This window comes from Mycobacterium dioxanotrophicus (genome assembly GCF_002157835.1).
Classification (GTDB): Bacteria; Actinomycetota; Actinomycetes; order Mycobacteriales; family Mycobacteriaceae; genus Mycobacterium; species Mycobacterium dioxanotrophicus.
Genome location: NZ_CP020809.1, coordinates 4558384 through 4584449, shown reverse-complemented (window position 1 = coordinate 4584449; position 26066 = coordinate 4558384). Strand labels below are relative to the sequence as shown.

General features: G+C 67.6%; 32 protein-coding genes. 13 read left to right on the top strand and 19 right to left on the bottom strand.

The features are described from left to right. Window positions 1-59: 59 nt before the first annotated feature. Both BTO20_RS22335 and BTO20_RS22330 read right to left on the bottom strand, forming a co-directional pair. The gene (locus tag BTO20_RS22335; protein ID WP_087078311.1) at window positions 60-635 is read right to left on the bottom strand and encodes a TetR family transcriptional regulator; all 576 of its coding nucleotides are present in this window, start codon (window positions 633-635) and stop codon (window positions 60-62) included. Then, entirely contained in the window at window positions 632-2101 is a 1470-nt protein-coding gene (locus tag BTO20_RS22330) for an FAD-dependent monooxygenase (protein ID WP_087078310.1), read from the bottom strand. The genes BTO20_RS22335 and BTO20_RS22330 overlap by 4 nt, the downstream gene beginning before the upstream one ends. A 110-nt stretch (window positions 2102-2211) precedes the next feature. Between BTO20_RS22330 and thyX the strand changes: the two genes are divergently transcribed. The 3 genes from thyX to BTO20_RS22315 are packed head-to-tail and all read left to right on the top strand — an operon-like array spanning window position 2212 to window position 5576. Then, a complete protein-coding gene (gene thyX / locus BTO20_RS22325) occupies window positions 2212-2964 on the top strand; it encodes an FAD-dependent thymidylate synthase (RefSeq protein ID WP_087078309.1) in 753 nt (250 codons plus the stop codon). 23 nt (window positions 2965-2987) lie between these two features. Further along, window positions 2988-3890 (top strand): 4-hydroxy-tetrahydrodipicolinate synthase, encoded by a 903-nt coding sequence (gene dapA / locus BTO20_RS22320; protein ID WP_087078308.1) that lies wholly within the window; start codon window positions 2988-2990, stop codon window positions 3888-3890. A 9-nt stretch (window positions 3891-3899) separates the two neighbouring features. Further along, a complete protein-coding gene (locus BTO20_RS22315) occupies window positions 3900-5576 on the top strand; it encodes a ribonuclease J (protein WP_087078307.1) in 1677 nt (558 codons plus the stop codon). On the opposite strand, the gene BTO20_RS22310 is transcribed toward BTO20_RS22315, so the two are convergent. Beyond that, the gene (locus BTO20_RS22310; protein WP_087078306.1) at window positions 5573-6010 is read right to left on the bottom strand and encodes a hypothetical protein; all 438 of its coding nucleotides are present in this window, start codon (window positions 6008-6010) and stop codon (window positions 5573-5575) included. The genes BTO20_RS22315 and BTO20_RS22310 overlap by 4 nt on opposite strands. Next, window positions 6007-6618 carry a helix-turn-helix transcriptional regulator gene (locus BTO20_RS22305; protein WP_087078305.1) on the bottom strand — a complete coding sequence of 204 codons (612 nt, stop codon included), beginning with the start codon at window positions 6616-6618 and terminating at the stop codon, window positions 6007-6009. The genes BTO20_RS22310 and BTO20_RS22305 overlap by 4 nt, the downstream gene beginning before the upstream one ends. Window positions 6619-6666: 48 nt before the next feature. On the opposite strand from BTO20_RS22305, the gene BTO20_RS22300 reads away from it, so the two are divergent. Then, window positions 6667-7269 carry a DUF2249 domain-containing protein gene (locus tag BTO20_RS22300; RefSeq protein ID WP_087078304.1) on the top strand — a complete coding sequence of 201 codons (603 nt, stop codon included), beginning with the start codon at window positions 6667-6669 and terminating at the stop codon, window positions 7267-7269. 10 nt (window positions 7270-7279) lie between these two features. Here the strand turns inward: BTO20_RS22300 and BTO20_RS22295 are convergent, their stop codons facing one another. Genes BTO20_RS22295 through BTO20_RS22280 form a run of 4 tightly spaced genes read right to left on the bottom strand, consistent with a single transcriptional unit; the run spans window position 7280 to window position 9779 of the window. Then, entirely contained in the window at window positions 7280-8152 is an 873-nt protein-coding gene (locus tag BTO20_RS22295) for an SAM-dependent methyltransferase (protein ID WP_087078303.1), read from the bottom strand. Beyond that, complete coding sequence (locus BTO20_RS22290; protein WP_087078302.1) at window positions 8149-8976, bottom strand: mycofactocin-coupled SDR family oxidoreductase; 828 nt, start codon at window positions 8974-8976, stop codon at window positions 8149-8151. Before BTO20_RS22290 ends, BTO20_RS22295 begins: the two co-directional genes overlap by 4 nt. Next, on the bottom strand, window positions 8976-9290 hold the full coding sequence (locus tag BTO20_RS22285) for a putative quinol monooxygenase (protein ID WP_087078301.1): 315 nt from the start codon (window positions 9288-9290) through the stop codon (window positions 8976-8978). The genes BTO20_RS22290 and BTO20_RS22285 overlap by 1 nt, the downstream gene beginning before the upstream one ends. Window positions 9291-9338: 48 nt before the next feature. Beyond that, on the bottom strand, window positions 9339-9779 hold the full coding sequence (locus tag BTO20_RS22280) for a DUF2834 domain-containing protein (protein ID WP_087082495.1): 441 nt from the start codon (window positions 9777-9779) through the stop codon (window positions 9339-9341). A 98-nt stretch (window positions 9780-9877) separates the two neighbouring features. Here BTO20_RS22280 and BTO20_RS22275 point away from each other — a divergent pair, with 98 nt between their 5' ends. Next, entirely contained in the window at window positions 9878-12433 is a 2556-nt protein-coding gene (locus BTO20_RS22275) for an FtsK/SpoIIIE family DNA translocase (RefSeq protein ID WP_198344022.1), read from the top strand. A 56-nt stretch (window positions 12434-12489) separates the two neighbouring features. Here the strand turns inward: BTO20_RS22275 and BTO20_RS22270 are convergent, their stop codons facing one another. Further along, complete coding sequence (locus BTO20_RS22270; RefSeq protein ID WP_087082493.1) at window positions 12490-12972, bottom strand: amino-acid N-acetyltransferase; 483 nt, start codon at window positions 12970-12972, stop codon at window positions 12490-12492. Window positions 12973-13053: 81 nt separating this feature from the next. Between BTO20_RS22270 and pgsA the strand changes: the two genes are divergently transcribed. The 5 genes from pgsA to pspM all read left to right on the top strand — a co-directional run bounded on the left by pgsA (window position 13054) and on the right by pspM (window position 16320). Continuing rightward, window positions 13054-13659, top strand: a complete 606-nt coding sequence (pgsA, locus tag BTO20_RS22265) for a CDP-diacylglycerol--glycerol-3-phosphate 3-phosphatidyltransferase (RefSeq protein ID WP_087078299.1) — start codon at window positions 13054-13056, stop codon at window positions 13657-13659. Next, window positions 13637-14125, top strand: a complete 489-nt coding sequence (locus BTO20_RS22260) for a CinA family protein (protein WP_087078298.1) — start codon at window positions 13637-13639, stop codon at window positions 14123-14125. The genes pgsA and BTO20_RS22260 overlap by 23 nt, the downstream gene beginning before the upstream one ends. Before the next feature lie 84 nt (window positions 14126-14209). Beyond that, window positions 14210-14521, top strand: coding sequence for a transcriptional regulator ClgR (gene clgR / locus BTO20_RS22255; protein WP_029370106.1), 312 nt, complete (start codon window positions 14210-14212; stop codon window positions 14519-14521). Between the two features lie 152 nt (window positions 14522-14673). Beyond that, entirely contained in the window at window positions 14674-15483 is an 810-nt protein-coding gene (gene pspA / locus BTO20_RS22250; protein WP_087078297.1) for a phage shock protein PspA, read from the top strand. A gap of 18 nt (window positions 15484-15501) precedes the next feature. Further along, window positions 15502-16320, top strand: coding sequence for a phage shock envelope stress response protein PspM (gene pspM / locus BTO20_RS22245; protein ID WP_087082490.1), 819 nt, complete (start codon window positions 15502-15504; stop codon window positions 16318-16320). A 4-nt stretch (window positions 16321-16324) separates the two neighbouring features. On the opposite strand, the gene BTO20_RS22240 is transcribed toward pspM, so the two are convergent. Beyond that, window positions 16325-16741: a DUF5313 domain-containing protein gene (locus tag BTO20_RS22240; RefSeq protein WP_087078296.1), complete on the bottom strand. Its 417-nt coding sequence runs from the start codon at window positions 16739-16741 to the stop codon at window positions 16325-16327. A gap of 10 nt (window positions 16742-16751) precedes the next feature. Continuing rightward, window positions 16752-17186 (bottom strand): limonene-1,2-epoxide hydrolase family protein, encoded by a 435-nt coding sequence (locus BTO20_RS22235; RefSeq protein WP_087078295.1) that lies wholly within the window; start codon window positions 17184-17186, stop codon window positions 16752-16754. Between the two features lie 42 nt (window positions 17187-17228). Between BTO20_RS22235 and BTO20_RS22230 the strand changes: the two genes are divergently transcribed. The 3 genes from BTO20_RS22230 to BTO20_RS22220 are packed head-to-tail and all read left to right on the top strand — an operon-like array spanning window position 17229 to window position 18847. Continuing rightward, window positions 17229-18401: a glycosyltransferase gene (locus BTO20_RS22230; RefSeq protein ID WP_087078294.1), complete on the top strand. Its 1173-nt coding sequence runs from the start codon at window positions 17229-17231 to the stop codon at window positions 18399-18401. A gap of 9 nt (window positions 18402-18410) precedes the next feature. Then, the gene (locus tag BTO20_RS22225) at window positions 18411-18602 is read left to right on the top strand and encodes a DUF3046 domain-containing protein (RefSeq protein ID WP_083168714.1); all 192 of its coding nucleotides are present in this window, start codon (window positions 18411-18413) and stop codon (window positions 18600-18602) included. Window positions 18603-18643: 41 nt separating this feature from the next. Next, complete coding sequence (locus BTO20_RS22220) at window positions 18644-18847, top strand: hypothetical protein (protein WP_062831094.1); 204 nt, start codon at window positions 18644-18646, stop codon at window positions 18845-18847. 1 nt (window position 18848) lies between these two features. Here BTO20_RS22220 and hypD read toward each other — a convergent pair whose 3' ends face one another. The 8 genes from hypD to BTO20_RS22180 are packed head-to-tail and all read right to left on the bottom strand — an operon-like array spanning window position 18849 to window position 26064. Beyond that, window positions 18849-19973 (bottom strand): hydrogenase formation protein HypD, encoded by a 1125-nt coding sequence (gene hypD, locus BTO20_RS22215; protein ID WP_087078293.1) that lies wholly within the window; start codon window positions 19971-19973, stop codon window positions 18849-18851. A gap of 10 nt (window positions 19974-19983) precedes the next feature. Next, on the bottom strand, window positions 19984-20256 hold the full coding sequence (locus BTO20_RS22210; RefSeq protein ID WP_064946431.1) for a HypC/HybG/HupF family hydrogenase formation chaperone: 273 nt from the start codon (window positions 20254-20256) through the stop codon (window positions 19984-19986). Window positions 20257-20269: 13 nt separating this feature from the next. After that, entirely contained in the window at window positions 20270-21361 is a 1092-nt protein-coding gene (hypE, locus tag BTO20_RS22205) for a hydrogenase expression/formation protein HypE (protein ID WP_087078292.1), read from the bottom strand. Continuing rightward, the gene (locus BTO20_RS22200) at window positions 21358-22032 is read right to left on the bottom strand and encodes a D-sedoheptulose-7-phosphate isomerase (protein WP_087078291.1); all 675 of its coding nucleotides are present in this window, start codon (window positions 22030-22032) and stop codon (window positions 21358-21360) included. Before BTO20_RS22200 ends, hypE begins: the two co-directional genes overlap by 4 nt. Next, the gene (locus BTO20_RS22195; RefSeq protein WP_087078290.1) at window positions 22029-22760 is read right to left on the bottom strand and encodes a phosphoheptose isomerase family protein; all 732 of its coding nucleotides are present in this window, start codon (window positions 22758-22760) and stop codon (window positions 22029-22031) included. Before BTO20_RS22195 ends, BTO20_RS22200 begins: the two co-directional genes overlap by 4 nt. Next, window positions 22757-23512, bottom strand: a complete 756-nt coding sequence (locus BTO20_RS22190) for a DUF6390 family protein (RefSeq protein ID WP_087078289.1) — start codon at window positions 23510-23512, stop codon at window positions 22757-22759. The genes BTO20_RS22195 and BTO20_RS22190 overlap by 4 nt, the downstream gene beginning before the upstream one ends. 3 nt (window positions 23513-23515) lie before the next feature. Then, entirely contained in the window at window positions 23516-25813 is a 2298-nt protein-coding gene (hypF, locus tag BTO20_RS22185) for a carbamoyltransferase HypF (protein WP_087078288.1), read from the bottom strand. Continuing rightward, on the bottom strand, window positions 25810-26064 hold the full coding sequence (locus BTO20_RS22180) for a HypC/HybG/HupF family hydrogenase formation chaperone (RefSeq protein ID WP_087078287.1): 255 nt from the start codon (window positions 26062-26064) through the stop codon (window positions 25810-25812). The genes hypF and BTO20_RS22180 overlap by 4 nt, the downstream gene beginning before the upstream one ends. Window positions 26065-26066 lie beyond the last annotated feature (2 nt).

The following is a 26066-nucleotide window of genomic DNA, read 5'->3' as shown; positions in this document are numbered from 1 at the left end:
GCGGTCTTGCGCGAGGCGGGCGAACTCGGCTCCAGGCATCCGCCAATTGTAGGAAGGTGTCACATGCCGGCGTTCACCGCGGCAAACGCCGCGTCGACCAACGCGATCAGATCGCGATCCTCGTCGTGGGCCCAGGCGGTCAAGGCAGGCGCCACGGCGGCGAGAGCCGCGGCGGCCTGCACGACACACGGCAGGTCGGGTTCGGACAGGCCCGCCCGCCGAGCCAGGGCCCGGGCGAACAGTTCACGGGTCTCGTCCTGCGCGATGAGATTTCGCGCGCGCAGCGCTGGATTGTCCAGGATCAGCCGTGTGCGGATCAGTAGCGCGTCGTGGTCGGTGGCCAATACGGTCTCCAGGCCGGCCCGCAGCGCCCGATGAATCGCGGTGATGGGCGGTAGCTCGGCCGGTTGTTCGGCGATGAGCTGCTCGATCATCGGGTCGTACTCGTCGTATTCGACGACCTCCTCTTTGCGGGGGAAGTAGCGGAAGAAGGTCATGTGGGACACCCCGGAGGCAGCTGCGATCTCCTCGACCGTGGTTGCGTCATAACCCTTTTCGACAAAGAGTCGCAGCGCGTGCTCTTGGATCGACTGCCGGGTGGCGGCCTTCTTGCGGGTCCGCCAGTCGACGCTCATGCCGAGGGTTCCAGTGCCGGACGGCCCAGTGTGGTGTCCAGCCAGGCGTGCAGGCTCTCAGCCGACGAGCCTTTCCATGCCAGGTGGCCGTCGGGACGGATGAGCATCGACTCACCCGACCCGCGCAGCACGGCCACGTCGCCGAGGCGATCGCGGGCGACGGCGGCCAGTGCGCTCGACCCGATCAGTGCCCACTGCGGTCCTAGCGCGTCGTACAGCCGCGTCGCCGTCCCGTCGGCGCTCAGCAGCGCGCGGTCGGGCACCCGGTCACCGGGCCGCAGGCCGGGAAGCCGGCGTTGGGCGAGCGAGCCCGATCGGTAGGACACCTTGAGTTGGGAGGCCTTGTCGGTGATGCGGCGCTGCATCCACGGATTGTTCAGCATGGGGATCGCGAGCTTGTCACGGAGCAGCCGGGAAGCCCGACCCTGCCCGACGAGGATCTGGGTCAGTCCGCTGGTGCTCTGCAGCACACTGCTTGCCACCGGCAGTCGTTCGCGTTCATAGCTGTCCAGCAGAGTGGCGTCGGCCCTCCCGGAAATCACCAGCGCGAGCTTGAATGCCACGTTCTCGGCGTCGCCCATGCCGGTGTTCATGCCCTGCCCGCCGAGCGGGCTGTGGATATGCGCCGCGTCCCCGGCCAGCAGGACGCGGCCGAGTCGATAGGTGTCGGCGAGGCGGCGCTGGATGCGGAACATGGAGGTCCACACCACGGAGCCGATGCTGCCGCCGGTGTCCTCGGCGAGCCTGCTGCCGAGATAGCCGACGATCTCGTCCTGGCCGGGGTTGTCCGGCAGATCGTCCGGCGCGGGCGCCATCACGCGCCACAGATCGGCGCCGGGCAGCGGAAACGCCGCCAGCAGCTTCCTGCTGTGCAGCCACGAGGTGGCCCCCTCGCGGCTGTAGTCGAGTTCGGCGTGGACATCGGCGAGAAGGAACCGCTCGATCAGCGGCACGCCGGGGAAGCCGATGCCCATCGCCTTACGGATGGTGCTGTGCGCGCCGTCGGCGCCGAGCACCCATCCGGTGTGGATCGCCTCGCCACCCGCTGCCACGGTCGCGCCATCCGGATCGGCCCTCACGGCGGTGACCGGCGTGTCCCATTCGACCGATCCGCCGAGCTCCGACAGTCGCTTCCGCAGATTCCCCTCGATTTCGGCCTGGGAGATCAGCAGACCGGCCGGGCCGTGCAGCCGCGTCGGCTGTCCGACCGGAAAACTCGCCAGGGACCGGCCGTCGACGTTGACGTCGACCCGTCGCACCGGCAGGCCCCGTTGCGGCAGATCACCCAGCGCGCCCAGCCGGTCGAGCACCTCCACGCCGCGTGGCTGCAGGCCCAGAGCACGCGACGTGACGGCGGGACTGTCGGCCTTGTCGAGCACCCGGACGCTCACACCGGCCGAACGTAGGCTGCACGCCGCCGTCAACCCGGTCGGTCCGGCACCTACCACCACGACCTCTGGATCCATGGCCCCTCCTCGGTGTTAGTCACTAACATGTTAGTGACTAACATGAATCGAGGCAACGCTCGAATTGTGGGCTCGCGAGCGCGGCGCGGTGGCGACAGTAGGGTGATCGCGTGGCCGAAACCGCCCCGCTGCGCGTGCAACTGATCGCCAAGACCGAGTTCCTGGCACCGCCGGACGTGCCGTGGCAGACCGAAGCCGAGGGTGGTCAGGCGCTCACCGAGTTCGCCGGCCGGGCCTGCTATCAGAGCTGGTCGAAACCCAATCCGAAGACGGCTACCAACGACGCCTACATCGGCCACATCATCGACGTCGGGCACTTCTCGGTGCTGGAGCACGCGTCGGTGTCCTTCTACATCACCGGGATCTCCCGATCCTGCACCCACGAGCTGGTCCGGCACCGCCACTTCTCCTACTCGCAACTCTCGCAGCGGTACGTGCCCGAACATGACGCGGAGGTGGTGACCCCGCCCGGGCTGGAGGACGACCCGGAACTGATGGACATCTTCACCGCGGCCGCCGACGCCAGCCGGGTCGCCTACATCGAGCTGCTGAACCGGTTGGAAGCCAAGTTCGCCGACCAGCCCAATGCGGTCCTGCGGCGCAAGCAGGCCCGGCAGGCGGCGCGCGCGGTGCTGCCCAACGCCACCGAAACCCGCATCGTGGTCACCGGCAACTACCGGGCCTGGCGGCATTTCATCGCCATGCGGGCCAGCGAGCATGCCGATGTGGAGATCCGCCGACTGGCCATCGCCTGCCTGCGGGAACTCGTCGATGTGGCGCCCGCGGTGTTCGCCGATTTCGAGATCTCGACGCTCGCGGACGGCACGGAGGTGGCAACGTCCCCGCTCGCGACGGAAGCGTGAAGGGGAGCGGGTAATCTTGGCGCGTGAGCACCAGCGGAATTGACGTTACCGCCCAGATGGGCACCTTGCTGACCGCAATGGTGACGCCGTTCAAGCCCGACGGCTCGGTCGACTTCGATACCGCAACCAAGCTGGCCACGCACCTGGTAGACGCCGGATGCGACGGTCTGGTGCTGTCGGGCACCACCGGCGAATCGCCGACCACCACCGACGACGAGAAGCTGGCGCTGCTGCGTGCCGTGCTCGACGTCGTGGGCGACCGGGCCCGCATCATCGCCGGGGCCGGCAGCTATGACACCGCGCACACCGTGCACCTCGCCAAGGCCAGCGCGCAGGCCGGCGCGCACGGACTGCTGGTCGTCACGCCCTACTACTCCCGGCCGCCGCAGGCGGGGCTGGTCGCACACTTCACCGCAGTCGCCGACGCCACCGATCTGCCGATCCTGCTCTACGACATTCCGCCGCGGTCATCGATCCCGATCGAGTGGGACACCATCCGCACGCTCGCCGAACACCCGAACATCGTGGGCGTCAAAGACGCCAAGGGTGACCTGCCCGGCGGAGCGCAGATCATCGCCGAGACCGGCCTGGCGTACTACTCGGGCGACGATGCGCTCAACCTCCCGTGGCTGGCCATGGGTGCGGTCGGCTTCGTCAGCGTCTGGGGTCATCTGGCCGCGGGGCAGTTGCGGGACATGTTGACCGCGTTCAATTCCGGAGACGTCGCGACCGCGCGCAAGATCAACGTCGCGCTGGGCCCGCTGGGCGCCGCGCAGTCCCGGCTGGGAGGTGTGACGATGTCCAAAGCTGGTTTGCGATTGCAGGGCTTCGACTGCGGTGAGCCCAGGCTGCCGCAGATCCCGGCCGCGCCGGACGAGATCGAGGCGCTGGCCGCCGATATGCGCGCCGCAGCGGTGCTCAGGTAGGGCGGGCCGTTGAGCACCGATCTCGCGCCGCCCGAGCCGCTGGCCCCTGGAGGGCTACGTGTCACCGCGCTGGGCGGCATCAGCGAAATCGGGCGCAACATGACCGTTTTCGAGCATCTGGGCCGGCTGCTCATCGTCGACTGCGGCGTGTTGTTCCCCGGTCACGACGAGCCGGGCGTCGACCTGATCCTGCCCGACCTGCGGCACATCGAGCATCGCCTCGACGATGTCGAGGCGCTCGTCATCACCCATGCGCACGAGGACCACATCGGCGCCATCCCGTTCCTGCTCAAGCTGCGGCCCGACATCCCGGTGGTGGGCTCGAAGTTCACCATCGCGTTGGTGCGCGAGAAGTGCCGCGAACACCGGATCAAACCCGTGTTCGTGGAGGTCGCCGAACGACAGAGCAGCACGCACGGCGTCTTCGAGTGTGAGTACTTCGCCGTCAACCACTCGATTCCCGGGTGTCTGGCGGTCGCGATCCACACCGGCGCGGGCACGGTGCTGCACACCGGCGACATCAAGCTGGACCAGATGCCCCTCGACGGTCGTCCCACCGACCTGCCGGGTATGTCGCGCCTTGGGGACTCCGGTGTCGACCTGTTCTTGTGTGATTCCACGAATTCTGAGCATCCGGGCGTCAGTCCGTCGGAGAGCGAGGTGGGCCCGACGCTGCACCGGCTGATCCGCGGTGCCGAGGGCCGGGTGATCGTGGCGTGCTTCGCGTCGAACGTCGACCGGGTGCAACAGATCATCGACGCCGCGGTGGCCCTGGGTCGCAAGGTGTCGTTCGTCGGGCGATCGATGGTGCGCAACATGGGCATCGCGCGCGAGCTCGGGTATCTGCGGGTCGAGGATTCCGACATCCTCGACATCGGCGCGGCCGAGATGATGCCTGCGCAGAAGGTGGTACTGATCACCACCGGCACCCAGGGCGAACCGATGGCGGCGCTGTCGCGGATGTCGCGCGGTGAGCACCGCAGCATCACGCTGACCGCGGGCGACCTGATCATCCTGTCGTCGTCGCTGATTCCGGGCAACGAGGAGGCCGTCTACGGCGTGATCGACGCGCTGGCCAAGATCGGGGCCAGGGTGGTCACCAATGCCCAAGCGCGCGTTCACGTTTCCGGCCACGCCTACTCGGGCGAATTGCTGTTCCTCTACAACGGTGTGCGGCCGCGCAACGTCATGCCGGTGCACGGAACCTGGCGGCACCTGCGTGCCAACGCGGCGCTGGCCGCCCGCACCGGGGTGCCGCCGGAGAACATCGTGATCGCCGAGAACGGCGTCAGCGTGGACCTGGTCGCGGGCAGGGCATCGATATCCGGAGCCGTGACGGTCGGCAAGATGTTCGTCGACGGTTTGATCACCGGTGACGTCGGCGATGCCACGCTCGGTGAACGGCTCATTCTCTCATCGGGTTTCGTCGCGGTGACCGTTGTCGTGCACCGGGGCACCGGGCGTCCCGCGGGGCCGGCGCATCTGCATTCCCGCGGCTTCTCCGAGGACCCCAAGGCGCTGGAATCGGTTGCGCAGAAGGTCGAGCGCGAACTGGAAAGCCTTGCCGCGGAGAACATCACCGATCCCACCAGGATCGCGCAGGCGGTACGGCGCACGGTCGGCAAGTGGGTGGGCGAGACCTACCGTCGCCAGCCGATGATCGTGCCGACCGTGATCGAGATCTAACCTGCCAGCAACAGGATTCCGCCGGTGAGCAGGCCGACGATCTTGACGGCCTCCAGCGCGACATAGACGTAGTGCACGCGTGATCGCCCGATGGGCGCCTGGCCCGGGATGGCCGCCAACACGGCATCGGAGCGCTGCGTCAGTTTGGGGCGCACGGCCAGCAACTGCACTGCCAGGGCGGCGATGGCGATCACGAACGCGGCGGTGACCGCAGCCGACGGCCGGCTGATCGCGAGAGTGACGACAACGATTGCCGCAAAAGCTGTTTCGGTGGCGTTGAGAGCGCGGAACACCAGCCGTCCGATGCCGAGTCCGATCTGCAGCGTGACGCCCGGAGCGCGGAACTTCAGCGGCGCCTCCAGGAACGAGATCGCCAACACCATGCCGATCCAGCAGTAGGTGAGGGCGACTGCCACGGCTGCGGTGGTGTTCATCGGGTATCTCCTTCGGTGGTGAGGTGAACCAGGCAGAGGTCAGGTTCGACGAATGCGTCCAGCCGGTCCACGCCGATGGGTGACTGCCAGCTCTCCAGCGCGCCCTGCATGAGGCCCAGATGGATCGGGCACACCACCGCCGCGCGGGTTTCGGCGAGCTCGAGGAAGGGGCAGTGCCGCAACCGCACCTGATCACTCACGGACCGTTCTGGCGCGAAGCCGAATTCGTCGAGCAACCCCACCAGAGCGCCTGCCGGGCTGTCCGAATTCGGTTGGGGGACACCGCGGCCCCAGGCCCGACCGATGTCGAGCGCCCGTGCGCCAGGATCCGGCTCGGTGGCCAGGGCCTGGGTGAGGATGTCGGCAAGCACGCGGTAGCGGGTGGGCCCACCGGGGTCCATGCGGCGGACCGCCCGGAACAGCTGGGGTGGGCGGCCCGGTCCGCGATGATCGGAATCCACCCGCTGCACCTGACCCGTGTCCACGAGCGCCTCCAAGTGGAACCGGGCGGTGTTGGGGTGTACCTCAAGCGCATCGGCCAGCTCGATGATGGTCATGGGTTCAGTGGCCGCACGGAGGATTTCGAGGACGTCGGCGCGTCGGCTCATCGCAATCCTCCTGGTTTTCACAATGCTGGTCTGTATAAACTTTAACGCATGACCGAGCATGAACTCGACGTCCGGGGATTGCCCAAACCCGACAAGCACCCCGCGATCTTCGCCGCGTACCACAGCCTCCCGGTAGGTGCCGCGTTCATCCTGGTCAACAACCACGACCCCCGGCACCTGCGCGACGAGTTCGAGGTGGACCACCCCGGGAGCCACGACTGGGAGTACGTCCAGGCGGGCCCGCAGGTCTGGCGCATCAGGATCACCAAACTGGCGGCGAACCCGCTACCGCGCGTGCTGACCAACACCAACGCCGCGAACCCGGTCGCCGCCGACATGACCGGTGCGGTGTGGAAGCTGCAGATGCATGACTGCGGGCTCGATTCCAACATCATCGTGCTGGCTCCCGGCGCCGGCATCGATGCGCACACCGGGCCGGACCTCGACGTGCTCATCCACGCGTTGGATGGATCCGGTCGGCTCCTCACCGAGCTCGGCGGCGTCGACCTGCGACCGGGCGACGTCGTGTGGCTGCCGAAGCGGTCCCGCAGGCAGTTCGCGGCAGGCCCGGACGGTTTGCGGTACCTGACTGTGCATCAACGGCGCCGCGCGCTGCTGCTGGAGCCCACCGTGCCGGCCAAGGCGGGCTGAGCGCCGCCGGTCAGCGTCGCGCCGCGTAGGCCGTCCACTCCACTTGGGACGCACCGAGTTTGCGGCCGGCCGGCTTGACGTAGTGCTCGACCAGATAGTCGGGACCGGCCTGCTCGATCAGTTCCCAGCCGTAAGGCGAGATGAACGGCGCGATGTCGTCGGGGTTCAGCCCGAACTGCCAGATCCGCTTGCGAACGCAGAACCTGCGATACAACGATTCGGCGCCGTAGCGATGGGTGCCGTCGATGAAGTCGGCACGGACATAGGTGAAGGCCAGTCGGCTGCCCGGTGTGGCCGTGCTCAGGTAGTCGAATGTGGCCCGCACGCCGGCCTCGGTGAGGTACTGCGTCACGCCCTCCCATACGAAGAACGTGCGGTCCGCGGCGCGGTGACCGTGCCTGGTGAGTTCGGCTGCGAGATCGTCGTGTTCGAAGTCGACGGGTATCAGCCGCACCGAATCCGGAACCGCGCCGAGCGCTCGACGCACCACGGAACGTTTGCGGTTGATGTTCACCGGCAGGTCGACCTCGAACACCGGTATGGTGCTGCGTCGTGCCAGTCGATAGGCGCGGGTGTCCATGCCGGCGCCGAGAATCACCACGGCGTCGATGTCGGGCAGCGCGGCGTCGAGCAACTCATCGATGAATCGCTTGCGGCAGGACACGTTTGCCCACAGTCCGGGCTGGGACCGTTCGGCGGCGCGGATGGACCATTCGCGGGGTATGCGCCAGCGCAGCAATCGGGTCATGGCGCGCAGGGACGTCGGTAGAAAGGACTCCGCCAGGTCGTCGTCGACCAGCCGCCCTGGGCCCTGGTACTGCTCAGTGGCGGCCAACACCATTGGGCCGAAAGCAGTTTGAGCGACCGGGTCTGTGCGGCTCATCGCTTGTTGACGATACCTGCGTCCACCGGGAGTGTCACGCCGGTCACGTAGCGGGCCTGATCGGACACGAGCCACGCGACCGCGTTGGCGACATCCTCGGCCTGCACCACCTGAACCGGCAGGGCATTGCCGAAATCTGTTGGTGCGTGCAGCTCCTCGGCGACGTGCTTGAGCCATCGGCGGGTGAACTCGTTGTTGATCATCGGGGTGTCCACGCCGGTGGGGTGCACAGAGTTGACTCGAATGCTGTGTGGGGCAAGGTAGTTGGCGTAGGCGCGCATCAGGCCGACGATGCCGTGCTTGGCTGCGGTGTAGCCGATCGAGCCTCGGTCGCCGCCGCCCACGCCGATCAGCCCCGCCGCTGAGCTGATCAGGACGATCGAACCGCCATCGCCCTGGTCCACCATCGTCGGGAACGCCACCTCGACGGTGTTGTGTACCCCGGTCAGGTTGACGTCGATGACGTCACGCCAGCCGTCGGGGCCGGACTGCATCGGTGCGATCCCCGCGTTGGCGACGACGATGTCGAGTCGGCCCAGTTCGGCAAGCCCGGCCTGCAGCGCGGTACGCAGGGCATCTTCGTCACGCACGTCGGCCTGCCGCGCGACGATGCGGGCACCGGTCTGTTCGACGAGCTCGACCGTCGCGGCCAGATCGTCCGGGGTGGCCATGGGGTAGGGGACCGATGCGATCTGGTCGCACAGGTCCACGGCGATGATGTCGGCGCCGTCCGAGGCCAGCCGCACCGCCTCGGCGCGGCCCTGGCCCCGCGCGGCACCGGTGATGAACGCGACCTTTCGAGCCAGGGGGCCGTTGACCGGCATTACGGCCGCAGCTGACCCTTGGCCGGGTCACCGGCGACGACGGGCTGCAGCATCTTGATGTCGGGTGCGCCGTCGAGGAGTTCACCGACCGTGCCGAACAGGGCGCCGATCGCGGGGGCCGTGCTGTGCGTCTTCAATGCGTCGGCGTCGGCCCACTGCTCGACGAAGACAAAGGTGCCGTCGGCCTCGTGCAGCGAGTACAGCTCACATCCCGGCTCGTTGTGCACCGCCTCGATGGCCTTCTTGCAGGCGTCTCGCACCGTGTCCACGGACTCGGGCTTGGCTTTCATGGTGGCGACGACGACAACTGGCATGGGTGCAGACTCCTCGGGTCAGTATGGCCGGACAGGTGTCCAGCGTACTCATGCCACGTCGACCCAGATCACGAAGGCGATGGTGAGCACGCTCAGCACCGCCAAGATGGTCGCGTCGACGGCGCCCAGTCGCGTGGTCTCCGATGGGCCGACCCGCAATTGCCGGGCGATGAGGAACAGCGGGAAGGTGACGCTGATGGCGATGAGGGCACCGCCGAGCAAGTAGGCCCAGACATAGGGGATGGCGTGTTTGCGTGCCTCGACCACCATGAAGATCGCCGCGGCGAGGAAAAAGAGCACGATGTCGACGGTGATGGAGCGCGAGGCCGGGTTGACCTTGGTATCGCTCCAGAAGGTCAACAGGCCGGTCGGGCTGTGAAAGTAGGCGACGTTCTGGCTCCAGGTGGCGGCCAGGGCAACCGCGGCGATGACTGCGTAGCCGATGCACAGAAGTCTGGTCTGCGTGGCGGGCGAGGTCGGATGACTCATGGCGGGACGGTAGACCGCCATTACGGCAGAAATGCAACGTTTCTGTGACCTGTGTGGCAGATGGTGAATCTGAGGCCAGTGCGACTAGGCTGACGGACATGGCTGACAAGACCGCTGCGCGATCTGGAGCCCGTTCGAGCAGGTCAAAGCCCAGCTCACGCTCCGGGCGGCAGGCACCTGCCCGACCTGCGCCACCCAGGCGCAAGCCGGCCCGCCGGCCCCACGGCTCACCGGTGGCCGTCGCCGGCCAGAAACTCGGTCGCGGCGCGCGCGCCGGGTGGCTGATGCTGGCCAAGGGCGCAGGTTCGACGGCGCGCTCGGTCGGCCGAGCCCGCGAGATCGAACCGGGCCACCGCCGCGACGGGCTCGCGCTGGCACTCCTGGGCATCGCCGTGGTGGTCGCGGCCAGCTCCTGGTTCGACGCGGCCCGTCCCGTCGGCGCCTGGATAGACACGGCATTGCGGACCGTCGTCGGCGAACCCGTTGTGCTTGTTCCGATCGTGCTGGCCGTCGCCGCCGTGGTGCTGATGCGTACCGAACCCGATCCGGAATCGCGCCCGCGGATGATCCTCGGCGTCTCCATGGTCACGCTGCCGGCCTTGGGACTCTGGCACCTGTGGGCCGGCTCGCCGGAGGATCCCGCCGGGCGCAGGCTGGCGGCCGGATTCGTCGGATTCGCCATCGGCGGACCGCTCTCGGACGGACTGACCGCGTGGATCGCCGCGCCGTTGCTCTTCATCGGCGTGCTGTTCGGCGTGCTGCTGATCACCGGGACGACGATCCGCGAAGTGCCCGCGACATTGCGCGCGATGTTCCGGACCCGCGCGTTCGATGATGACGACGAGTACTACGACGACGACTATGACGACGGGTACGCCGACGCGGAGCCCGCCGACGACTTCTCCGACGGCTACTACGACGATCCTGCGTACACGCCGGAACAGGCCAAGAACTGGCCCACCGCCGCGATCGAGGCGCCCAAAGCGCTGACCGGCACGCCGATGGAGAACTACCCGCTGGCCGAAGAGGCCGAAGCGCCAACGGTTCCCGAGCCTGCGGTCAAACCCCGCCGCAAGAAGGTCGCCGAGCCCAAGCCGGCCAAGAAGGCCGACGACACGATCGTCGTCGATCGGGTGGTCGAGGGCCCGTACACGCTGCCGCCCTTGGATCTGCTCATCGCCGGTGACCCACCGAAGCTGCGCACGGCGGCCAATGACCAGATGACCGACGCCATCTCGTCGGTGCTCGAACAGTTCAAGGTCGACGCGGCCGTCACCGGCTGCACCCGCGGCCCGACCGTCACCCGCTACGAGGTGGAACTCGGGCCCGGCGTCAAGGTCGAGAAAATCACTGCACTGCACCGCAATATCGCCTACGCGGTCGCCACCGAGAGCGTCCGCATGCTCGCGCCCATCCCGGGCAAATCGGCCGTCGGCATCGAGGTGCCCAACACCGACCGCGAGATGGTGCGGCTCTCCGACGTGCTCACCGCACCGTCGACGCGACGTGACCACCACCCGTTGGTGATCGGTCTCGGCAAGGACATCGAAGGCGACTTCGTCTCGGCGAACCTGGCCAAGATGCCGCACCTGCTGGTGGCCGGTTCGACCGGTTCCGGTAAGTCCAGCTTCGTCAACTCGATGCTGGTGTCGCTGCTGGCACGGGCCACCCCCGACGAGGTCAGGATGATCCTGATCGACCCGAAGATGGTGGAACTCACGCCGTATGAAGGCATTCCGCACCTGATCACGCCGATCATCACCGAACCCAAGAAGGCCGCCGCCGCGCTGGCCTGGCTGGTCGAGGAGATGGAACAGCGCTACCAGGACATGAAGGCCTCGCGGGTGCGTCACATCGACGTGTTCAACGAGAAGGTGCGCAGCGGTGAGATCAGCACGCCGCTCGGTAGTGAACGCGTCTACAAGCCCTACCCGTACATCCTGGCGATCGTCGACGAGCTCGCCGACCTGATGATGACCGCGCCGCGCGACGTCGAGGACGCCATCGTGCGCATCACGCAGAAGGCCCGTGCCGCGGGAATCCATCTGGTCTTGGCCACCCAAAGGCCGTCGGTGGACGTCGTCACCGGTCTGATCAAGACCAACGTGCCGTCCCGGCTGGCCTTCGCGACCTCATCGCTGACCGACAGCCGCGTCATCCTCGACCAGCCCGGCGCCGAGAAGCTGATCGGTATGGGCGACGGCCTGTTCCTGCCGATGGGTGCCAACAAGCCGTTGCGTATGCAGGGCGCGTTCATCACCGACGAGGAGATCCACGCCGTCGTCGAGGCCACCAAGGCGCAGGCCGAACCGGAGTTCGTCGACGGCGTCACCGCGGTCAAGGCGGGCGAGCGCAAGGACGTCGACCCCGACATCGGCGACGACCTGGATGTCTTCCTGCAGGCCGTCGAGCTCGTGGTGTCCTCGCAGTTCGGGTCCACCTCGATGTTGCAGCGCAAGCTGCGCGTCGGCTTCGCGAAGGCGGGTCGCCTGATGGACCTCATGGAGACCCGTCAGATCGTCGGACCGTCCGAGGGCTCCAAGGCCCGTGAGGTGCTGGTCAAACCCGACGAGCTGGCAGGCACTCTGGCACTGATCCGCGGTGGCGCCGACGCCAACGGTACCGACACCGACGACGAGGCCGACGAGTTCTGAGGCCGCGGGTGTGGAGTCTCACGCGTCGCGAGTACGGGTGAGACTCCACAACTCGCTCAGAGGGTCAGCAGCATCCGGGTGTTACCGAGCGTGTTCGGTTTGACGTAGGACAGGTCGAGGAACTCGGCCACACCGGTGTCGTATGAGCGGCACATCTCCTCGTACACCTCGGCGGTCACCGGGGTGCCGTCGATCTCCTTGAAGCCGTGGCGGCCGAAGAAGTCGATCTCGAAGGTCAGCACGAAGATGCGGCTCAGATGAAGATCGCGGGCGGCCCGGAGCAGCTGCTCGAGCAGAACGTGGCCCACGCCGGTGCCCCGGACCTTCGGATGGACCGCCACCGTGCGCACTTCACCGAGGTCGGCCCACAGCACGTGCAGGGCACCGCAGCCGACCAGTTCGCCGTCGAGCTCGACCACCCAGAATTCCTGAACCGCCTCGTACAGCGTCACCAGGTTCTTTTCCAGAAGGATCTTGCCTGCGTAGATGTCCACCAGCTCCTTGATCCGGGGGACATCGGAGGTGCGGGCCCGGCGCACCAAGGGACTGGTCGCCGGTGGCGCGCTGCCTTCGTTCACAGCTGGAAGAGTATCTGTTTCGGCAACCGATATTCTGTTGCGGTGCCGGGCCAACCTTCTACTGATCCGTTGGTGCCGCATGCCTTCATCGCCAGCTTGCCCAACATTCTCACCGGAGCCCGGTTGGTGCTCGTTCCGGTCTTCCTGGTGTTGCTGTTCGTCGGCGATGGCCATGAAACGTTCTGGCGGATAGTCGCTTTCGCGGTGTTCTCGGTCGCGGTGATCACCGACCGGTTCGACGGCGCCCTGGCGCGCAGCTACGGCGTGGTCTCGGAGTTCGGCGCACTGGCCGACCCGATCGCCGACAAGGCGCTCATCGGGTCGGCGTTGATCGGTCTGTCCATGCTCGGTGACCTGCCCTGGTGGATCACCGGCGTGATTCTGCTGCGCGAGATCGGAATCACGATCCTGCGCTTCATGGTGTTGCGTCACGGTGTCATCCCGGCCAGCCGTGGCGGCAAACTCAAGACGCTGGTGCAGGCGGTCGCGATCGGATTGTTCGTGCTGCCGCTGCACAACTGGCCGGGGATCTGGCTGACTGTGGCGTGGGTGATCATGTGGGCGGCCGTGGTGCTGACCATCGTCACCGGCGCCGACTATGTGGTTTCGGCGATCAGGAATTCACGTGGACGATCCGCTGGTAACTGACGACGCAAAGGCGCTGGTCGCCGACCTCACGGTGAACGGCCAGAGCGTCGCCACCGCAGAATCGCTGACCGGAGGCCTGCTGGCGGCCACGCTGGCCGGCGTGCCCGGTGCCAGCGCCGTGCTGCACGGCGGGCTGGTCACCTATACCGAGGACACCAAGATCTGGCTGGCCGGTGTGGCGCCGCAGGTGCTCGACGCGGTCGGCCCGGTCGCGGCACCCACCGCGCGGGCACTGGCCGTCGGCGCACGGCAGCGCTGTGCCGCCACCTGGGGCGTGAGCCTCACCGGGGTGGCCGGACCCGAGGCGCACGGCGGACATCCGCCCGGAACGGTATTTCTCGGGCTGGCCGGACCGGTCGACACCGAGGTGGTCGAGTTGACGCTGTCCGGTTCCCGCTGGGATATCCGGGTGGCCGCGGTCAACGAGGCGATCGCCCGGTTGCGTCGTCTGGTCGAGCACCAATGAGTTTCTTGCCGACGGGAACCATCGTGGTGGGTCACAGCGTTTGGCAAGTAACAACCGTCGAGTAGGTACCCGAAGGAGGGCACGATGACGGAATTGCTGCGTGAAGTGATCGGCGATGTGCTGCGCACCGCCCGCACCGAGCAGGGCCGCACCCTGCGTGAGGTGTCCGATGCCGCCAGGGTGAGCCTCGGGTATCTGTCGGAGGTGGAACGTGGCCGCAAAGAGGCCTCCAGCGAACTGCTCAGCTCCATCTGCGATGCCCTCGACGTGCGGCTCTCGCGCGTGCTGACCGACGCCGGAGAGCGGATGGCGCGCCGCGAGCAGGCCAACGTGGCCCACATCGACGCTGCCACCAAGGTGGTCATCCCGCAGCCGGTCTCCATGGCCGTCGCCTGAGGCGTACCCAGACCCGGCGAAACGCCCATCGGGGGCTGTGGCGGTCTGCCCGAACCCGATAAGTTGGCACTTGAGCACGACAACTTGACCGACTAGGCGACCACAGGCCCGATCAACCGGGCCCAAACATCAGCGAAGGCGGAAACGTTCCCATGGCCAATCCGTTCACCAAGGCATGGAAGTACCTGATGGCGCTGTTCAGCTCCAAGGTCGATGAGTACGCCGACCCGAAGGTGCAAATCCAGCAGGCCATCGAGGACGCACAGCGTCAGCACCAGGCACTCACCCAGCAGGCCGCCCAGGTGATCGGCAACCAGCGTCAGCTGGAGATGCGGCTCAACCGCCAGCTCGCCGACATCGAGAAGCTCCAGGTCAACGTCCGCCAGGCCCTCACTCTCGCCGACCAGGCAAATGGCGCCGGCGACGTCGCCAAGGCCACTGAGTACAACAACGCCGCCGAGGCGTTCGCCGCGCAGCTGGTGACCGCCGAGCAGGGCGTCGAAGACCTCAAGACCTTGCACGACCAGGCTCTGCAGGCCGCCGGCCAGGCGAAGAAGGCTGTCGAGCAGAACGCGATGATGCTGCAGCAGAAGATCGCCGAACGCACCAAGCTGCTGTCGCAGCTTGAGCAGGCCAAGATGCAGGAGCAGGTCAGCTCCTCGCTGCGGTCGATGACCGACCTTGCCGCGCCGGGCAACACCCCCAGCCTCGACGAGGTCCGCGACAAGATCGAGCGACGCTACGCCAACGCCATCGGCTCGGCCGAACTCGCCCAGAACTCGGTGCAGGGCCGCATGCTCGAAGTGCAGCAGGCCAGTGTGCAGATGGCCGGGCACTCCCGGCTGGAGCAGATCCGCGCGTCGATGCGTGGCGACACGCTGCCCGCGGGCGGCAGCACCGCGACGCCGGCCGCGCCGGCCACCAACCCGGCCCAGACGCCCGAAAATCCGCTCGGCCAATAGTGTTTCGGTGATGTGATCATGGCTACCAAGACCGGTCGAGGAGAAGCCTGGCGGTCGGTGCTGCAGCGGGGTGTCGATACGGCCGCCGACCTGTCCGGCGCCCTGGCCGAAAAGCTCAGTGCTGCCGCCGATCCGCGCGCGAAGCTGCTGCGCAAGCGGCGGTGGGCTGCGCGCCTCGGGGTATTCTTCACGCTCGCCTGCGGGTTCTGGGTGCTGGTGACGGCGGTCCTCGCGTCGTGGCGCACTCCAGTCTGGGTCCTCATCATCACCGGTGTCATCGCCGCCGGTGCCGCGTTCCCCGCGACGCTGCTGTGGCTGCGCTACCGCTGGCTGCGGTCCGAACCCTTGCCGGCCGAACGTCCCGTTGCCGGCCGGCGGCTTCCGCCGTGGGGTTCGGCCGCACGCCAGCCGATGTCGGCGCTGGTGGCATCCGAGCGTGGCATGTTCTCGCTGCTCGGCGTCATGGAACGCGGCCACATGCTGCCCGCCGACGAGCTGCGCGAGCTGACCGCGGTGGCCAACCAGACCGCGCGCACCATGGCCGCCACCGCCACCGAGGTGATCTCGATGGAGCGCGCGATCAGCAATGCGCCTCAGTCGCGGCAGTACCTGGTGCCCACCATCAACGCGTTCACCGCACAACTCGGTCAAGGTGTTCGGCAGTACAACGAAATGGTCACCGCCGCAGCACAACTGGTGTCCGCGGCCAACAGCGGGCCGGTGTCGGCGGCCCCCCTGTCGCAGCAGCGCTACCGCAGCGAGCTGACCAACGCCACCGACCGGCTGATGGGCTGGGCGCAGGCCTTCGACGAGCTGGGCCGGCTGCGCCAGGCCTGACGGTTCAGACCGCGCTGCTGCTGGGTGGCCCCGACCGCGGGCCGTACTTCTCGATGTAGGCCTGATGGATGTGCGCGTTCTTCTCGCGGGAGATCTTGTCGACCAGATTGGGGTCGAGGCCGTGCACGCGCAGCATGTGCCGCCGCCAGATCTTGTTCAGCGCGTGCGAGAAGTAGACGAACGGGATCAGGATCGGCACCGTCATGCTCAGGTGCACGTACAAGGTGGTGTCGATCAGCCAGAACGGGGACAGGATCAGCACCGCGGGCACCAGCACCCGCAGCATCATCCGGCGGGTGGCGCCCTTGCCGGTCAGGTCTTCGCGCACCCAGTCGAGCATCGAATCGGGGAGTCGGCGCCCGAAGCAGTAACCCAGGAACTGAATCGGATTCGGCTTGGTGCGCGCGTTGTTGCTCGTCATCGGTCAGCCGCTACAGCGACGCGCGCAGTGAGGGAATGACGATCCCGACCAGGCCGCGGACCGTCGCCTTGGTCATGTCGAGAAAGTCGAAGTAGTCCCGCCACAGCGTGATTCGGCCCTCGTGCACCTCGAACACCCCACACACCCAGAACTGCAGCCGCAGCGGTCCGATGATCAGGGCGTCGGTGCGTTCGGTCAGCACCGAGGCGCCGTCGGCCGCGATCCGGTGAATCTTCACCTCGAAACCGACCCGGCCCTGCATGGAACGGAACAGTTTCACCGTGCGGTTGCGCCCGTAGATGGTCGGCAACCCGACGTTCTGATACACCAGGTTCTGCGCCAGCGCGTTCTCGGCTGTTTCGAAGTCCTGGTCCTGAAGCGCATTGAGGAAGATCTCGACCGTGCCCGCGGGACTGTTCACCGCGGTGGTTGATTGGTCAGCCATGGCCGAAGCCTAGTTCTCCTGGGCTGTGGCAGGGTAATCCCAATGCGCGTAGCGGTGGTTGCCGGACCCGACCCCGGGCATGCCTTCCCGGCCCTGGCGCTGTGTCTGAAATTCCTGGCGGCGGGGGACACGCCGACCCTGCTGACCGGCGTGGAATGGCTGGACACTGCCCGCGCCGCCGGGGTCGACGCGGTCGAACTGGCCGGGCTGGATCCCACCGACGATGACAACGACGCCGACGCCGGGGCGAAGATCCACTACCGGGCGGCCAGAATGGCAGTGCTCAACGTCCCGCAGCTTCGGGAAATCGGCCCCGACCTGGTGGTTTCGGATGTGATCACGGCGTGCGGCGGGCTGGCCGCCGAACTGCTCGGGGTGCCCTGGGTGGAACTCAACCCGCATCCGCTCTACTTGCCGTCGAAGGGGCTGCCGCCGGTGGGCAGCGGTTTGGCACCGGGCGTCGGGTTGCGCGGCCGGTTGCGCGACTCCGTGATGCGGGCGCTGACGGCGCGGTCTCTGCGGTCGGGTCTGGCGCAGCGCGCCGAAGCCAGGGCGGGGATCGGCCTGCCCGCGACCGATCCCGGGCCGCTGCGTCGCCTGATCGCGACCCTGCCCGCACTCGAGGTGCCGCGTCCGGATTGGCCGGCGGAGGCCGTCGTGGTGGGGCCGCTGCATTTCGAGCCGACGGACGCGGTGCTGCCCGTGCCCGCCGGTAGGGGCCCGGTCGTGGTGGTCGCGCCGTCGACCGCGACCACCGGCACCCAGGGGATGGCCGAGCTCGCGCTGGGGTCGCTGCGGCCCGGCGAGACGCTGCCCGACGGGGCTCGGCTGGTGGTGTCTCGGCTGGGCGGGGCCGACGTCGAGGTCCCGCCGTGGGCGGTGGTCGGACTGGGACGCCAGGACGACCTGCTCACTCACGCCGACCTGGTGATCTGCGGGGGTGGCCACGGCATGGTGTCCAAGACCCTGCTGGCCGGTGTGCCGATGGTGGTGGTTCCGGGCGGCGGAGACCAGTGGGAGATCGCCAATCGCCTGGTGCGCCAAGGCAGTGCGCAATTGGTGCGCCCGTTGACAGCCGACGCGTTGATCACCGCCGTCGGCGAGGTGCTCGGCTCGTCGAGGTATCGCCGGGCCGCACAGCAGGGCGGGGCATCGGTGGCCCACGTGGCAGATCCGGTACGGGTGTGCCATGACGCGTTGGCGCCCGCTCGGTAGGTTGGGCTCGTGCGCTTGACGGAATTCCACGAGCTGGTCGACGGCCGGTTCGGCTCGATGCGGGGGCGGTCCATGCTCGTCGACCATGTGCTGAGCAGCATGGGGCGCACGGCCGCGCAGGCCATCGAGGCAGGCGTGGAGCCGCGTGACGTGTGGCGGGCCCTGTGCGCCGATTTCGACGTCCCACGCGAAGAGTGGTAGCCAGGTGTGACGTAGCTCACTGGGGCGCGTATACCGGAGTTATGCGACTAGGTGAGCATCCTCAACGGACGCCGCTCTACGGTGTGTTGCTGGTCATCGCCGCGGTTCTGTTGTGCTGGCTGGTCGCGTCGACGTTGGGTGGCTGGCATGCTGCGGTCGGCTACTTCCTGGCCATCGCCGTCGGCGCGGTCGGTTTTGTCATGACGCTGCGGGATCTCGACAACTTCCCGAACTGGCGTCGCTGAGTCAGTGCTGGATCAGCAGCTGCGCGGTCTCGCGGTGCAGCCGGCCGAAGTTGTAGTACGCCGCGCACGCGCCCTCGGGTGACACCATGCACGTGCCGATGGGTGTCTCGGGGGTACACGCCGTCCCGAACACCTTGCACTCCCACGGCTTGATGACGCCCTTGAGCACCTCTCCACACTGGCAGGCCTTCGGGTCTGCCACGCGCACCCCGGGCATGTCGAATACCAGCTCGGCGTCGTACTCGGCATACTCGCGGTGAATCTTCAGTGCGCTCTGGGAGATGAACCCGAGGCCGCGCCATTCGAAGTGGGGTCGCAGCTCGAACGTCTCCGCCATCAGCTTCAGGGCCTGGAGATTGCCTTCTGGGCGCACCACGCGCGTGTACTGGTTCTCCACCTCGCAGCGGCCCTCGCGGATCTGCTGCAGGAGCATGTGCACCGAGGCCAAGATGTCGAGCGGCTCGAACCCCGCGACCACGATGGGCTTGCCGTAGACGGCGGGGACGAAGCGGTACGGCCGCAGCCCCACCACGGTGGAGACGTGACCCGGACCGAGGAATCCCGACAGTCGCAGGTCGGGGGATTCGAGGATGGCCTTGATGGGCGGCACGATCGTGACGTGGTTGCAGAACACGCTGAAGTTGTGCACCCCCAGCGTGCGTGCTCGGACGAGCGTGACAGCCGTCGACGGTGCGGTGGTCTCGAACCCGACCGCGAAGAACACGACATGCCGGTCGGGGTTGTCGCGGGCGACCTTCAGCGCGTCCAGGGGGGAGTAGACGAAACGCACGTCGGCCCCACGGGCCTTGGCTTCGATCAGGTTCCCGCGTGAGCCGGGCACGCGCATCATGTCGCCGAACGTGGTGAAGATGATGCCGGGCTGTTCGGCCAGCCACATCGCGTCGTCCACCCGGCCCATCGGGATCACACAGACCGGGCAGCCCGGCCCGTGTACCAACTCGATCGAACTCGGCAGGAGGTGTTCGATGCCGTGCCTGTAGATGGTGTGAGTGTGGCCGCCGCACACCTCCATGAATTTGAACTCGTCGTCACCGGCGAGTTCGGTGATCGATTTGACCAGGGCCCGCGCGGCGGCCGGATCGCGGAATTCGTCGACGAACTTCATGTCAAGCCTCTCAAGCGATTTCGGAGTCGTTGAACGCGGCGATCTCCTGCTGATAGTTCTCGCCCATCTTCTGCACCTGATCCAGGGTCAGGGCGGCTTCGCGTTCGTCGATCTTGGCCATCGCGAACCCGACGTGGACCAGCACCCAGTCGCCGACCTGCAGATTGTCTTCGGCGAGCAGTCGGACACTGATGATGCGCCGTACGCCGTTGACGTCGACCTTGGCCAGGTAGGCCTCGGCGTCGACGAAATCGACCACTTGGCCGGGGATTCCGAGACACATTGCAGTTTTCCTCTCAGCAGATGCGTGGCAGCGGGTCGCCGACGAGCATGTCGACGATGCGGGTACCGCCGAATGATGTTCGGAGCGCCACGATCCCGTGCGGCTCGGGGATGATCTCGCCCACGACGGCGGCACGCGCGCCCTGTGGGTGGGTGCGCAGGGCGGCGACGGCGGCATCGGCCTCCTCGGGTGCGACGACGGCGAGGAACTTGCCCTCGTTGGCGACGTAGAGCGGGTCGATGCCGAGCAGATCGCAGGCACCGAGCACCTGGGGTTCGATCGGCAGCCTCGGCTCGTCGAGGACCACCGCGAACGGCCGATCTTTGACGAGTTCGTTGCACACGGTTCCGACACCGCCACGGGTCGCGTCCCGCATCCACCGTGTGGACGGCGCGGCAGCCAGCAGGGCCTCGACAAGTTCGTGCACGGGCGCGGTATCCGACGCGATGTCGGCGTCGATGGCCAGGTCGCCGCGGGCCAGCATCACCGCCATGCCGTGATCGCCGATCGTGCCCGACAACACCACCTTGTCGCCCGGTTGCACGAGTTCGCGGGCCAGGCGCCGGCCTTCGGGAATCACGCCGACGCCTGCGGTGCAGATGTACACCCCGTCGGCCGCGTCTTTTCCGACCACCTTGGTGTCGCCGGTGACGATCAGCACTCCGGCATGCGCGGCGGCTTCGGCCATGTCTGCCACGATCTCGCGCAGTTCACTGATCTGGAAACCCTCCTCGATCACGAACCCCGCCGACATCCAGCAGGGCCGGGCACCCGAGACGGCGAGGTCGTTGATCGTCCCGTGCACTGCGACGTGGCCTATGGACCCGCCGGGGAAACGATGCGGCGCAACGACATACGAATCGGTCGAGAACGCCAGCCGATCCCCGGCCGGGGTGGTCACCACCGCGGCGTCGCCGAGCTGCTCCAGTTCAGGGTTGCGGAAGGCTTCCACGAACACGGCATCGACCAGTGCCGCAGACGATTTGCCGCCCGCACCGTGGGCCAGGGTCACGACGTCGTCGAGTAGCCGCGGGCGCCGCTGCCGGAACTTGTCGATCCGTTCGAGCGCTCGGTCCTCGCGTTGCGCCGCCGTGGTGGCGGTCATGATGCGTGCTCCCGCAGGCGGGCCATGCGCTCCTGGGCGACCGACCAGAGCCGGTACCCCAGCATGGCGTGGCTTTCCTGGATGCGATGAATGCTCTGGCTGTGCACGGTGAAACAGAAGTCCAGGTCTTCGGCGGTGCCCATGCGCCCACCGTCGTGACCGGCGAATCCGATGGTGAGCAGTCCCCGCCGCTTGGCCTCGGTGATCGCCGTCATCAGGTCCTCGGAGTTGCCGGAGGTCGACAGCGCGATGGCGACATCGTGGTCGCGGGCATGGGCGATGATCTGGCGTTTGAAGATGAGCTCAAATCCCACGTCATTGCCCAGTGCCGTGACGACGGCTTCGTCGGCAGCCAACGACCAGGCCGCCACTGGTCGGCCCCGCGCCGGGCGGCTGAACAGGGTGGCCAGGGTGGCCGCATCGGTGGAGCTGCCGCCGTTGCCCAGCGTGTAGAGCCTGCCACCGCGGGCGAACCGGTCGGCCATGGCCTGGCCTGCCTCGACCAGTCCGGGATCGTATTCGCGTAGTGATTCCTGTTGTAGCCGGGCGCTTTCCGCCGCTTTCCCACGCGCCGAGGACGCCAGGTCGTCGAGCAGGGATCGCGCGTCGGTCTCTTCGGACTCGATGAACGGATAGAGGAATCCGGTGCTGTCGGATTGGTTCGTTGTCATGAGGCCGACTCCGTTTCCAGCCGGGCGATCCCGGTGCCTGCATGCACGAGGATCAGGTCGTTGGGTGACACGTCGCCGAGCAGTGCGACGTCGACCCACTGTTCTCCGTCGCGGGTGCGGATGAGTGCTTGCCCGCTCGAATCCTCGGGAGCCAGAATGACTTCCGCGAGCTGGCCCTCATCGCTGCAGGTCACGCAGACCTCTTCGGTGCGCTCGGCGTCGGCGGGTTTGAGCAGTCCTGGATGCTCGAAGCACACGTGGGTGAGCTCCCAGAGCAGGTGGTACAGCAAGACGAACCGGCCGGTCGCGGGCACCATCGGGTCGTCGGAGTCGACCCACAGGATGTGATGGGCGCCCCCGGCTGCAGGACGTGGGCCCGATCCGATCCACACCGTCGTGACGCCCCAGGCGGGTGCGCGGCGCATGGCATCTTTGACTGCGGGCTCGTCCGCCGATGCGACGGCCAGCAGCAGATCACCGGGCTGACTGGCCACCCTGGCCTGCGCGACGGGATCCGGCTCGACCAGCGCCACGGACGGCAGGGCGCGTTTGCCCATGATGACCGGGTGGACGAATTCGACGGCGACGTGATGCGCGTGCGGCTCCCATTGCGGCGCAATGACCCACAGGGTGGCGCCGTCGTGGAACTTGCGGGCGACATCCAGTGCTGCCGCGGCGAGGTCAGCCGACAACTGGGTGTCGACAAACGGTTGTGCGGTGACGGTCATGGGAGACCTCCTGTTCTTCTTCGGGCGGCGTTCACCATGTCGAGCGTTGTCGTGGTGGCCTCGCGCAGTGCCTTCCACTCGGCGCCGGTGAGGGTGTCGCACACCCAGTCCCAGTGGGCTGACACAACAGTGCCGGGTGTCGGTGCGGTGACGAACGACGCGCCGTCGCGGCTCCAGCGCACCCGGTCGGGGCGCCGCACGCCCAACCGCAATGCGCCGTCGTCGAGGACGAGGGGACTGGAATCGATGACGGCATGTTCGCCCTCGACGGCCGTGACGGTGCCCCATCGGATCCGGCAACTCTGCAATACCCTCAGTGCCGTTGCGGGTTCCCGATCGAGAAAGCGCACCCACGGATAGACGACGAAGACATGAAAGCTGTGGTGTGCCAAGACAGCCGGCGTGCATTCGACATCATCGAGCAGGCCGCTCACCTGCCCCGTAAACGCCGCCCGCAGCGTGTTGAGCAGGACGGCGGGGTTGACGCGCCGCAGCGCAGGGCTGCCCACCCAATATCCGCGGACCACGTCGACGTCCAGCGGGTCCGATCCCGTGGCGCGGGCGATGGTGCTCAGATATGGCCAGGCCCCGTCGAATTCCCTGGCATGGCTTGCCACCCGGGCCGCATCGTCACCGCGCAGCAGCACACCGGAGTCGCCCGGCCCGCAGTATCCCAGCTCGTTGGGCGGGTAGGCGTAGCGCGCGAAGAGCGCCGATCCCGAGGGCAGCGTGTGCAATCCGATGACCGTCATGGCTCACCCGGCATTTCCGACCAGGAGCTGGCCCAGCGCGATGCCGCCGTCGTTCGGAGGCACCTGGCGGTGGGTGAACACCTGGAATCCTTTGGTGTGCAGCGCGGTCAGCGTCTGGCGCAGCAGCAGCGCATTTTGGAACACTCCGCCCGAGAGCACCACGGGCTGGCCCGGCACCGCGCGGATTTCGGCCAGTGCGACGATCAGATCGGCCACCGCCCGATGGAATCGGGCCCCGATCACCGCGACCGGTACGTCGCCGCGGAGATCCTCGATCACGGCCGCGAGCACCGGCCCGGGATCGAACACCAGCGGATGCCGGTCGGTGTCGAGGGTGAACGTGTAATGGGTGGTACCGGCGGCGCAGCGGCCTCTGCCGGCTTCGGCGGTGCGCGACAACCCCTCCAGCTCGATGGCGGCCTGTGCCTCGTAGTCCACCACCTGACCCACCCCGATCAAGGCGGCGACGGCGTCGAACAGCCGGCCCATGCTGGAGGTCGGGGTGCACCCGGCGTCCCTGCGCAACTGATGTTCGAGTACGCGCAACTCGTCGGACGGACATGCCCGCACCGGCGGCAGGTCAGTGTCCCAGTCGAGCCCGGCTGCCCGTAAATGCGACAGTGCCATCCGGTAGGGCCGTCGCACGCTGATGTCGCCGCCGGGCATCGGCACATATCGCAGGTGCGCCAGCCGCTGGTAACCCTTGTAGTCCGCTTCGAGCAGCTCGCCACCCCACACCGCGCCGTCGGGGCCGTATCCGGTTCCGTCGAACGCGAATCCGAGCACCGGACAGTCCAGGCCGTGTTCAGCCATCGCCGCGGCGATATGGGCGTGGTGGTGCTGCACCGTCCGCACCGGTCGGCCGTCGGCGTTGCGGTGCGCCCAGCCAGTCGACCGATACTCGGGATGAGCGTCGGCGACAAGGACTTCGGGCGCGACGGTGGTGAGCGCCTCGAGGTGCCCGACCGCTTGGCCGAACGCGGTGAGCGTGGCCAGCCCGTCCATGTCGCCGATGTGTGCGCTCAACCAGGCGTAGCGCTGATCGGCCACGGCCAGAGTGTTCTTGACATCGGCACCCACGGCCAGCGTGGGTGGTACGGCTATGGGGAGGGCAACGGGCAGTGGCGCGTATCCCCGTGAGCGGCGGATCGGCAGTTCGGTGCCGTCGACCACGCGGAGCACGGAGTCGTCGCAGGGCACCAGGATCGCCCTGTCGTGCGTGAGCCAGCCGTCGGCCAGGAACGAAAGCCGGTGCAGCGCATCGTCGTCGGTGTAGCAAATCGGTTCGCCACTGAGATTGGCCGACGTCATCACGAGCACGCGGGGCGCCGGTCGGTCGCCGGGTAGCCCGAACAGCAGGGCGTGCAGCGGACTGTAGGCGAGCATCACCCCGAGGTCGGGATTGTGTGGAGCGACGGAGTCGGCGACCGCCGCACCGGAGCGGCGTGGCAGCAGGACGATCGGACGCGCCGGGCCGCCCAACAACCGCGCTTCGGCAGCGCCGATGTCGGCGATGTCGTGTGCTGCGGCAAGGTCGGGCACCATCACCGCGAAGGGCTTGTCACCGCGGCGTTTGCGTCGGCGCAGTTCGGCGACCGCTCGATGATCGCTCGCATCGCAGGCCAGGTGGTAGCCGCCGATTCCCTTGACGCCGAGGATTTTCCCGTCGCACAGCAGTTGCCGGGCATCCTGCACCCCCGATTCGGCCGTGGCGGTGGTGTCGCCGTGGAAGGTCACGGTAGGCCCGCACCGCGGGCAGCACACCGGCTGCGCGTGGAACCGCCGGTCGGCGGGGTCGGTGTACTCCCGGGCGCAGTCGGCACACATGGCGAAAGGAGCCATCGCCGTCGCCGCGCGGTCATAGGGCAGTGACGCGATGATGGTGAAGCGGGGGCCGCAGTTGGTGCAGTTGATGAACGCGTGCCGGTAGCGGCGATCAGCCGGATCGCGCTGTTCGGCCGCACATTCGGCGCACATCGCGACATCGGGTGAGGCCAGGGTGCGGCCGCCGTCGGCCCTCGAGGTATCGGCGATGACGAATCCGGTCCCGCCTGTCACCGGGATGCGCGCTGCCTCGATCGACTCGACGACGGCCAGCGGAGGGGGACTGTCGCTCAGCCGATTCAGGAATTCGTCGAGGGCGGTGCGATCGCCCTCGACCTCGATGACCGCACCCGAACTGTCGTTGCGCACACATCCTGTCAGGCCCAACGCCGCCGCGGTGGTGTACACGAACGGCCGGAAACCGACGCCCTGCACCACGCCGTGGACGCCGACTCGAAGTCGTTGTCGCACACTCATGGTGGATCCTCGGTGCTGCGGCCGCGGCCGAGTAGCTCAAGTCCGCGCAGGGCCGCGTCGGCACCGGCCGCGTCGGTCTTGTCGACGGCGAAGCCCATGTGGATGATCACCCAGTCGCCGGTGCGCAATGTCGCATCGGCCAGCATGCCGACGTTGACCTTGCGGTGCTCACCGGCCACGTCCACGAGGGCTAGCTGACCGCCGTAGCCCTCCAGCATGCCCACCACCTGCCCCGGGATTCCCAGACACATGA

Excerpts from the sequence above, each read along its gene's own strand:
- BTO20_RS22290 (WP_087078302.1), bottom strand. The coding sequence starts at position 8,976 with ATGCCGGTCAACGGCCCCCTGGCTCGAAAGGTCGCGTTCATCACCGGT.
- BTO20_RS22210 (WP_064946431.1), bottom strand. The coding sequence starts at position 20,256 with ATGTGTCTCGGAATCCCCGGCCAAGTGGTCGATTTCGTCGACGCCGAG.
- BTO20_RS22235 (WP_087078295.1), bottom strand. The coding sequence starts at position 17,186 with ATGGCTGACCAATCAACCACCGCGGTGAACAGTCCCGCGGGCACGGTC.
- BTO20_RS22335 (WP_087078311.1), bottom strand. The coding sequence starts at position 635 with ATGAGCGTCGACTGGCGGACCCGCAAGAAGGCCGCCACCCGGCAGTCG.
- BTO20_RS22220 (WP_062831094.1), top strand. The coding sequence starts at position 18,644 with ATGCGACTAGGTGAGCATCCTCAACGGACGCCGCTCTACGGTGTGTTG.
- BTO20_RS22200 (WP_087078291.1), bottom strand. The coding sequence starts at position 22,032 with ATGACAACGAACCAATCCGACAGCACCGGATTCCTCTATCCGTTCATC.
- BTO20_RS22295 (WP_087078303.1), bottom strand. The coding sequence starts at position 8,152 with ATGAGCCGCACAGACCCGGTCGCTCAAACTGCTTTCGGCCCAATGGTG.
- hypD (WP_087078293.1), bottom strand. The coding sequence starts at position 19,973 with ATGAAGTTCGTCGACGAATTCCGCGATCCGGCCGCCGCGCGGGCCCTG.
- BTO20_RS22275 (WP_198344022.1), top strand. The coding sequence starts at position 9,878 with ATGGCTGACAAGACCGCTGCGCGATCTGGAGCCCGTTCGAGCAGGTCA.
- BTO20_RS22310 (WP_087078306.1), bottom strand. The coding sequence starts at position 6,010 with ATGAACACCACCGCAGCCGTGGCAGTCGCCCTCACCTACTGCTGGATC.
- BTO20_RS22240 (WP_087078296.1), bottom strand. The coding sequence starts at position 16,741 with ATGACGAGCAACAACGCGCGCACCAAGCCGAATCCGATTCAGTTCCTG.
- BTO20_RS22230 (WP_087078294.1), top strand. The coding sequence starts at position 17,229 with ATGCGCGTAGCGGTGGTTGCCGGACCCGACCCCGGGCATGCCTTCCCG.
- hypF (WP_087078288.1), bottom strand. The coding sequence starts at position 25,813 with ATGAGTGTGCGACAACGACTTCGAGTCGGCGTCCACGGCGTGGTGCAG.
- BTO20_RS22285 (WP_087078301.1), bottom strand. The coding sequence starts at position 9,290 with ATGCCAGTTGTCGTCGTCGCCACCATGAAAGCCAAGCCCGAGTCCGTG.
- BTO20_RS22190 (WP_087078289.1), bottom strand. The coding sequence starts at position 23,512 with ATGACGGTCATCGGATTGCACACGCTGCCCTCGGGATCGGCGCTCTTC.
- BTO20_RS22195 (WP_087078290.1), bottom strand. The coding sequence starts at position 22,760 with ATGACCGTCACCGCACAACCGTTTGTCGACACCCAGTTGTCGGCTGAC.
- pspM (WP_087082490.1), top strand. The coding sequence starts at position 15,502 with ATGGCTACCAAGACCGGTCGAGGAGAAGCCTGGCGGTCGGTGCTGCAG.
- hypE (WP_087078292.1), bottom strand. The coding sequence starts at position 21,361 with ATGACCGCCACCACGGCGGCGCAACGCGAGGACCGAGCGCTCGAACGG.
- BTO20_RS22330 (WP_087078310.1), bottom strand. The coding sequence starts at position 2,101 with ATGGATCCAGAGGTCGTGGTGGTAGGTGCCGGACCGACCGGGTTGACG.
- BTO20_RS22180 (WP_087078287.1), bottom strand. The coding sequence starts at position 26,064 with ATGTGTCTGGGAATCCCGGGGCAGGTGGTGGGCATGCTGGAGGGCTAC.
- BTO20_RS22305 (WP_087078305.1), bottom strand. The coding sequence starts at position 6,618 with ATGAGCCGACGCGCCGACGTCCTCGAAATCCTCCGTGCGGCCACTGAA.
- clgR (WP_029370106.1), top strand. The coding sequence starts at position 14,210 with ATGACGGAATTGCTGCGTGAAGTGATCGGCGATGTGCTGCGCACCGCC.
- BTO20_RS22300 (WP_087078304.1), top strand. The coding sequence starts at position 6,667 with ATGACCGAGCATGAACTCGACGTCCGGGGATTGCCCAAACCCGACAAG.
- BTO20_RS22280 (WP_087082495.1), bottom strand. The coding sequence starts at position 9,779 with ATGAGTCATCCGACCTCGCCCGCCACGCAGACCAGACTTCTGTGCATC.
- pspA (WP_087078297.1), top strand. The coding sequence starts at position 14,674 with ATGGCCAATCCGTTCACCAAGGCATGGAAGTACCTGATGGCGCTGTTC.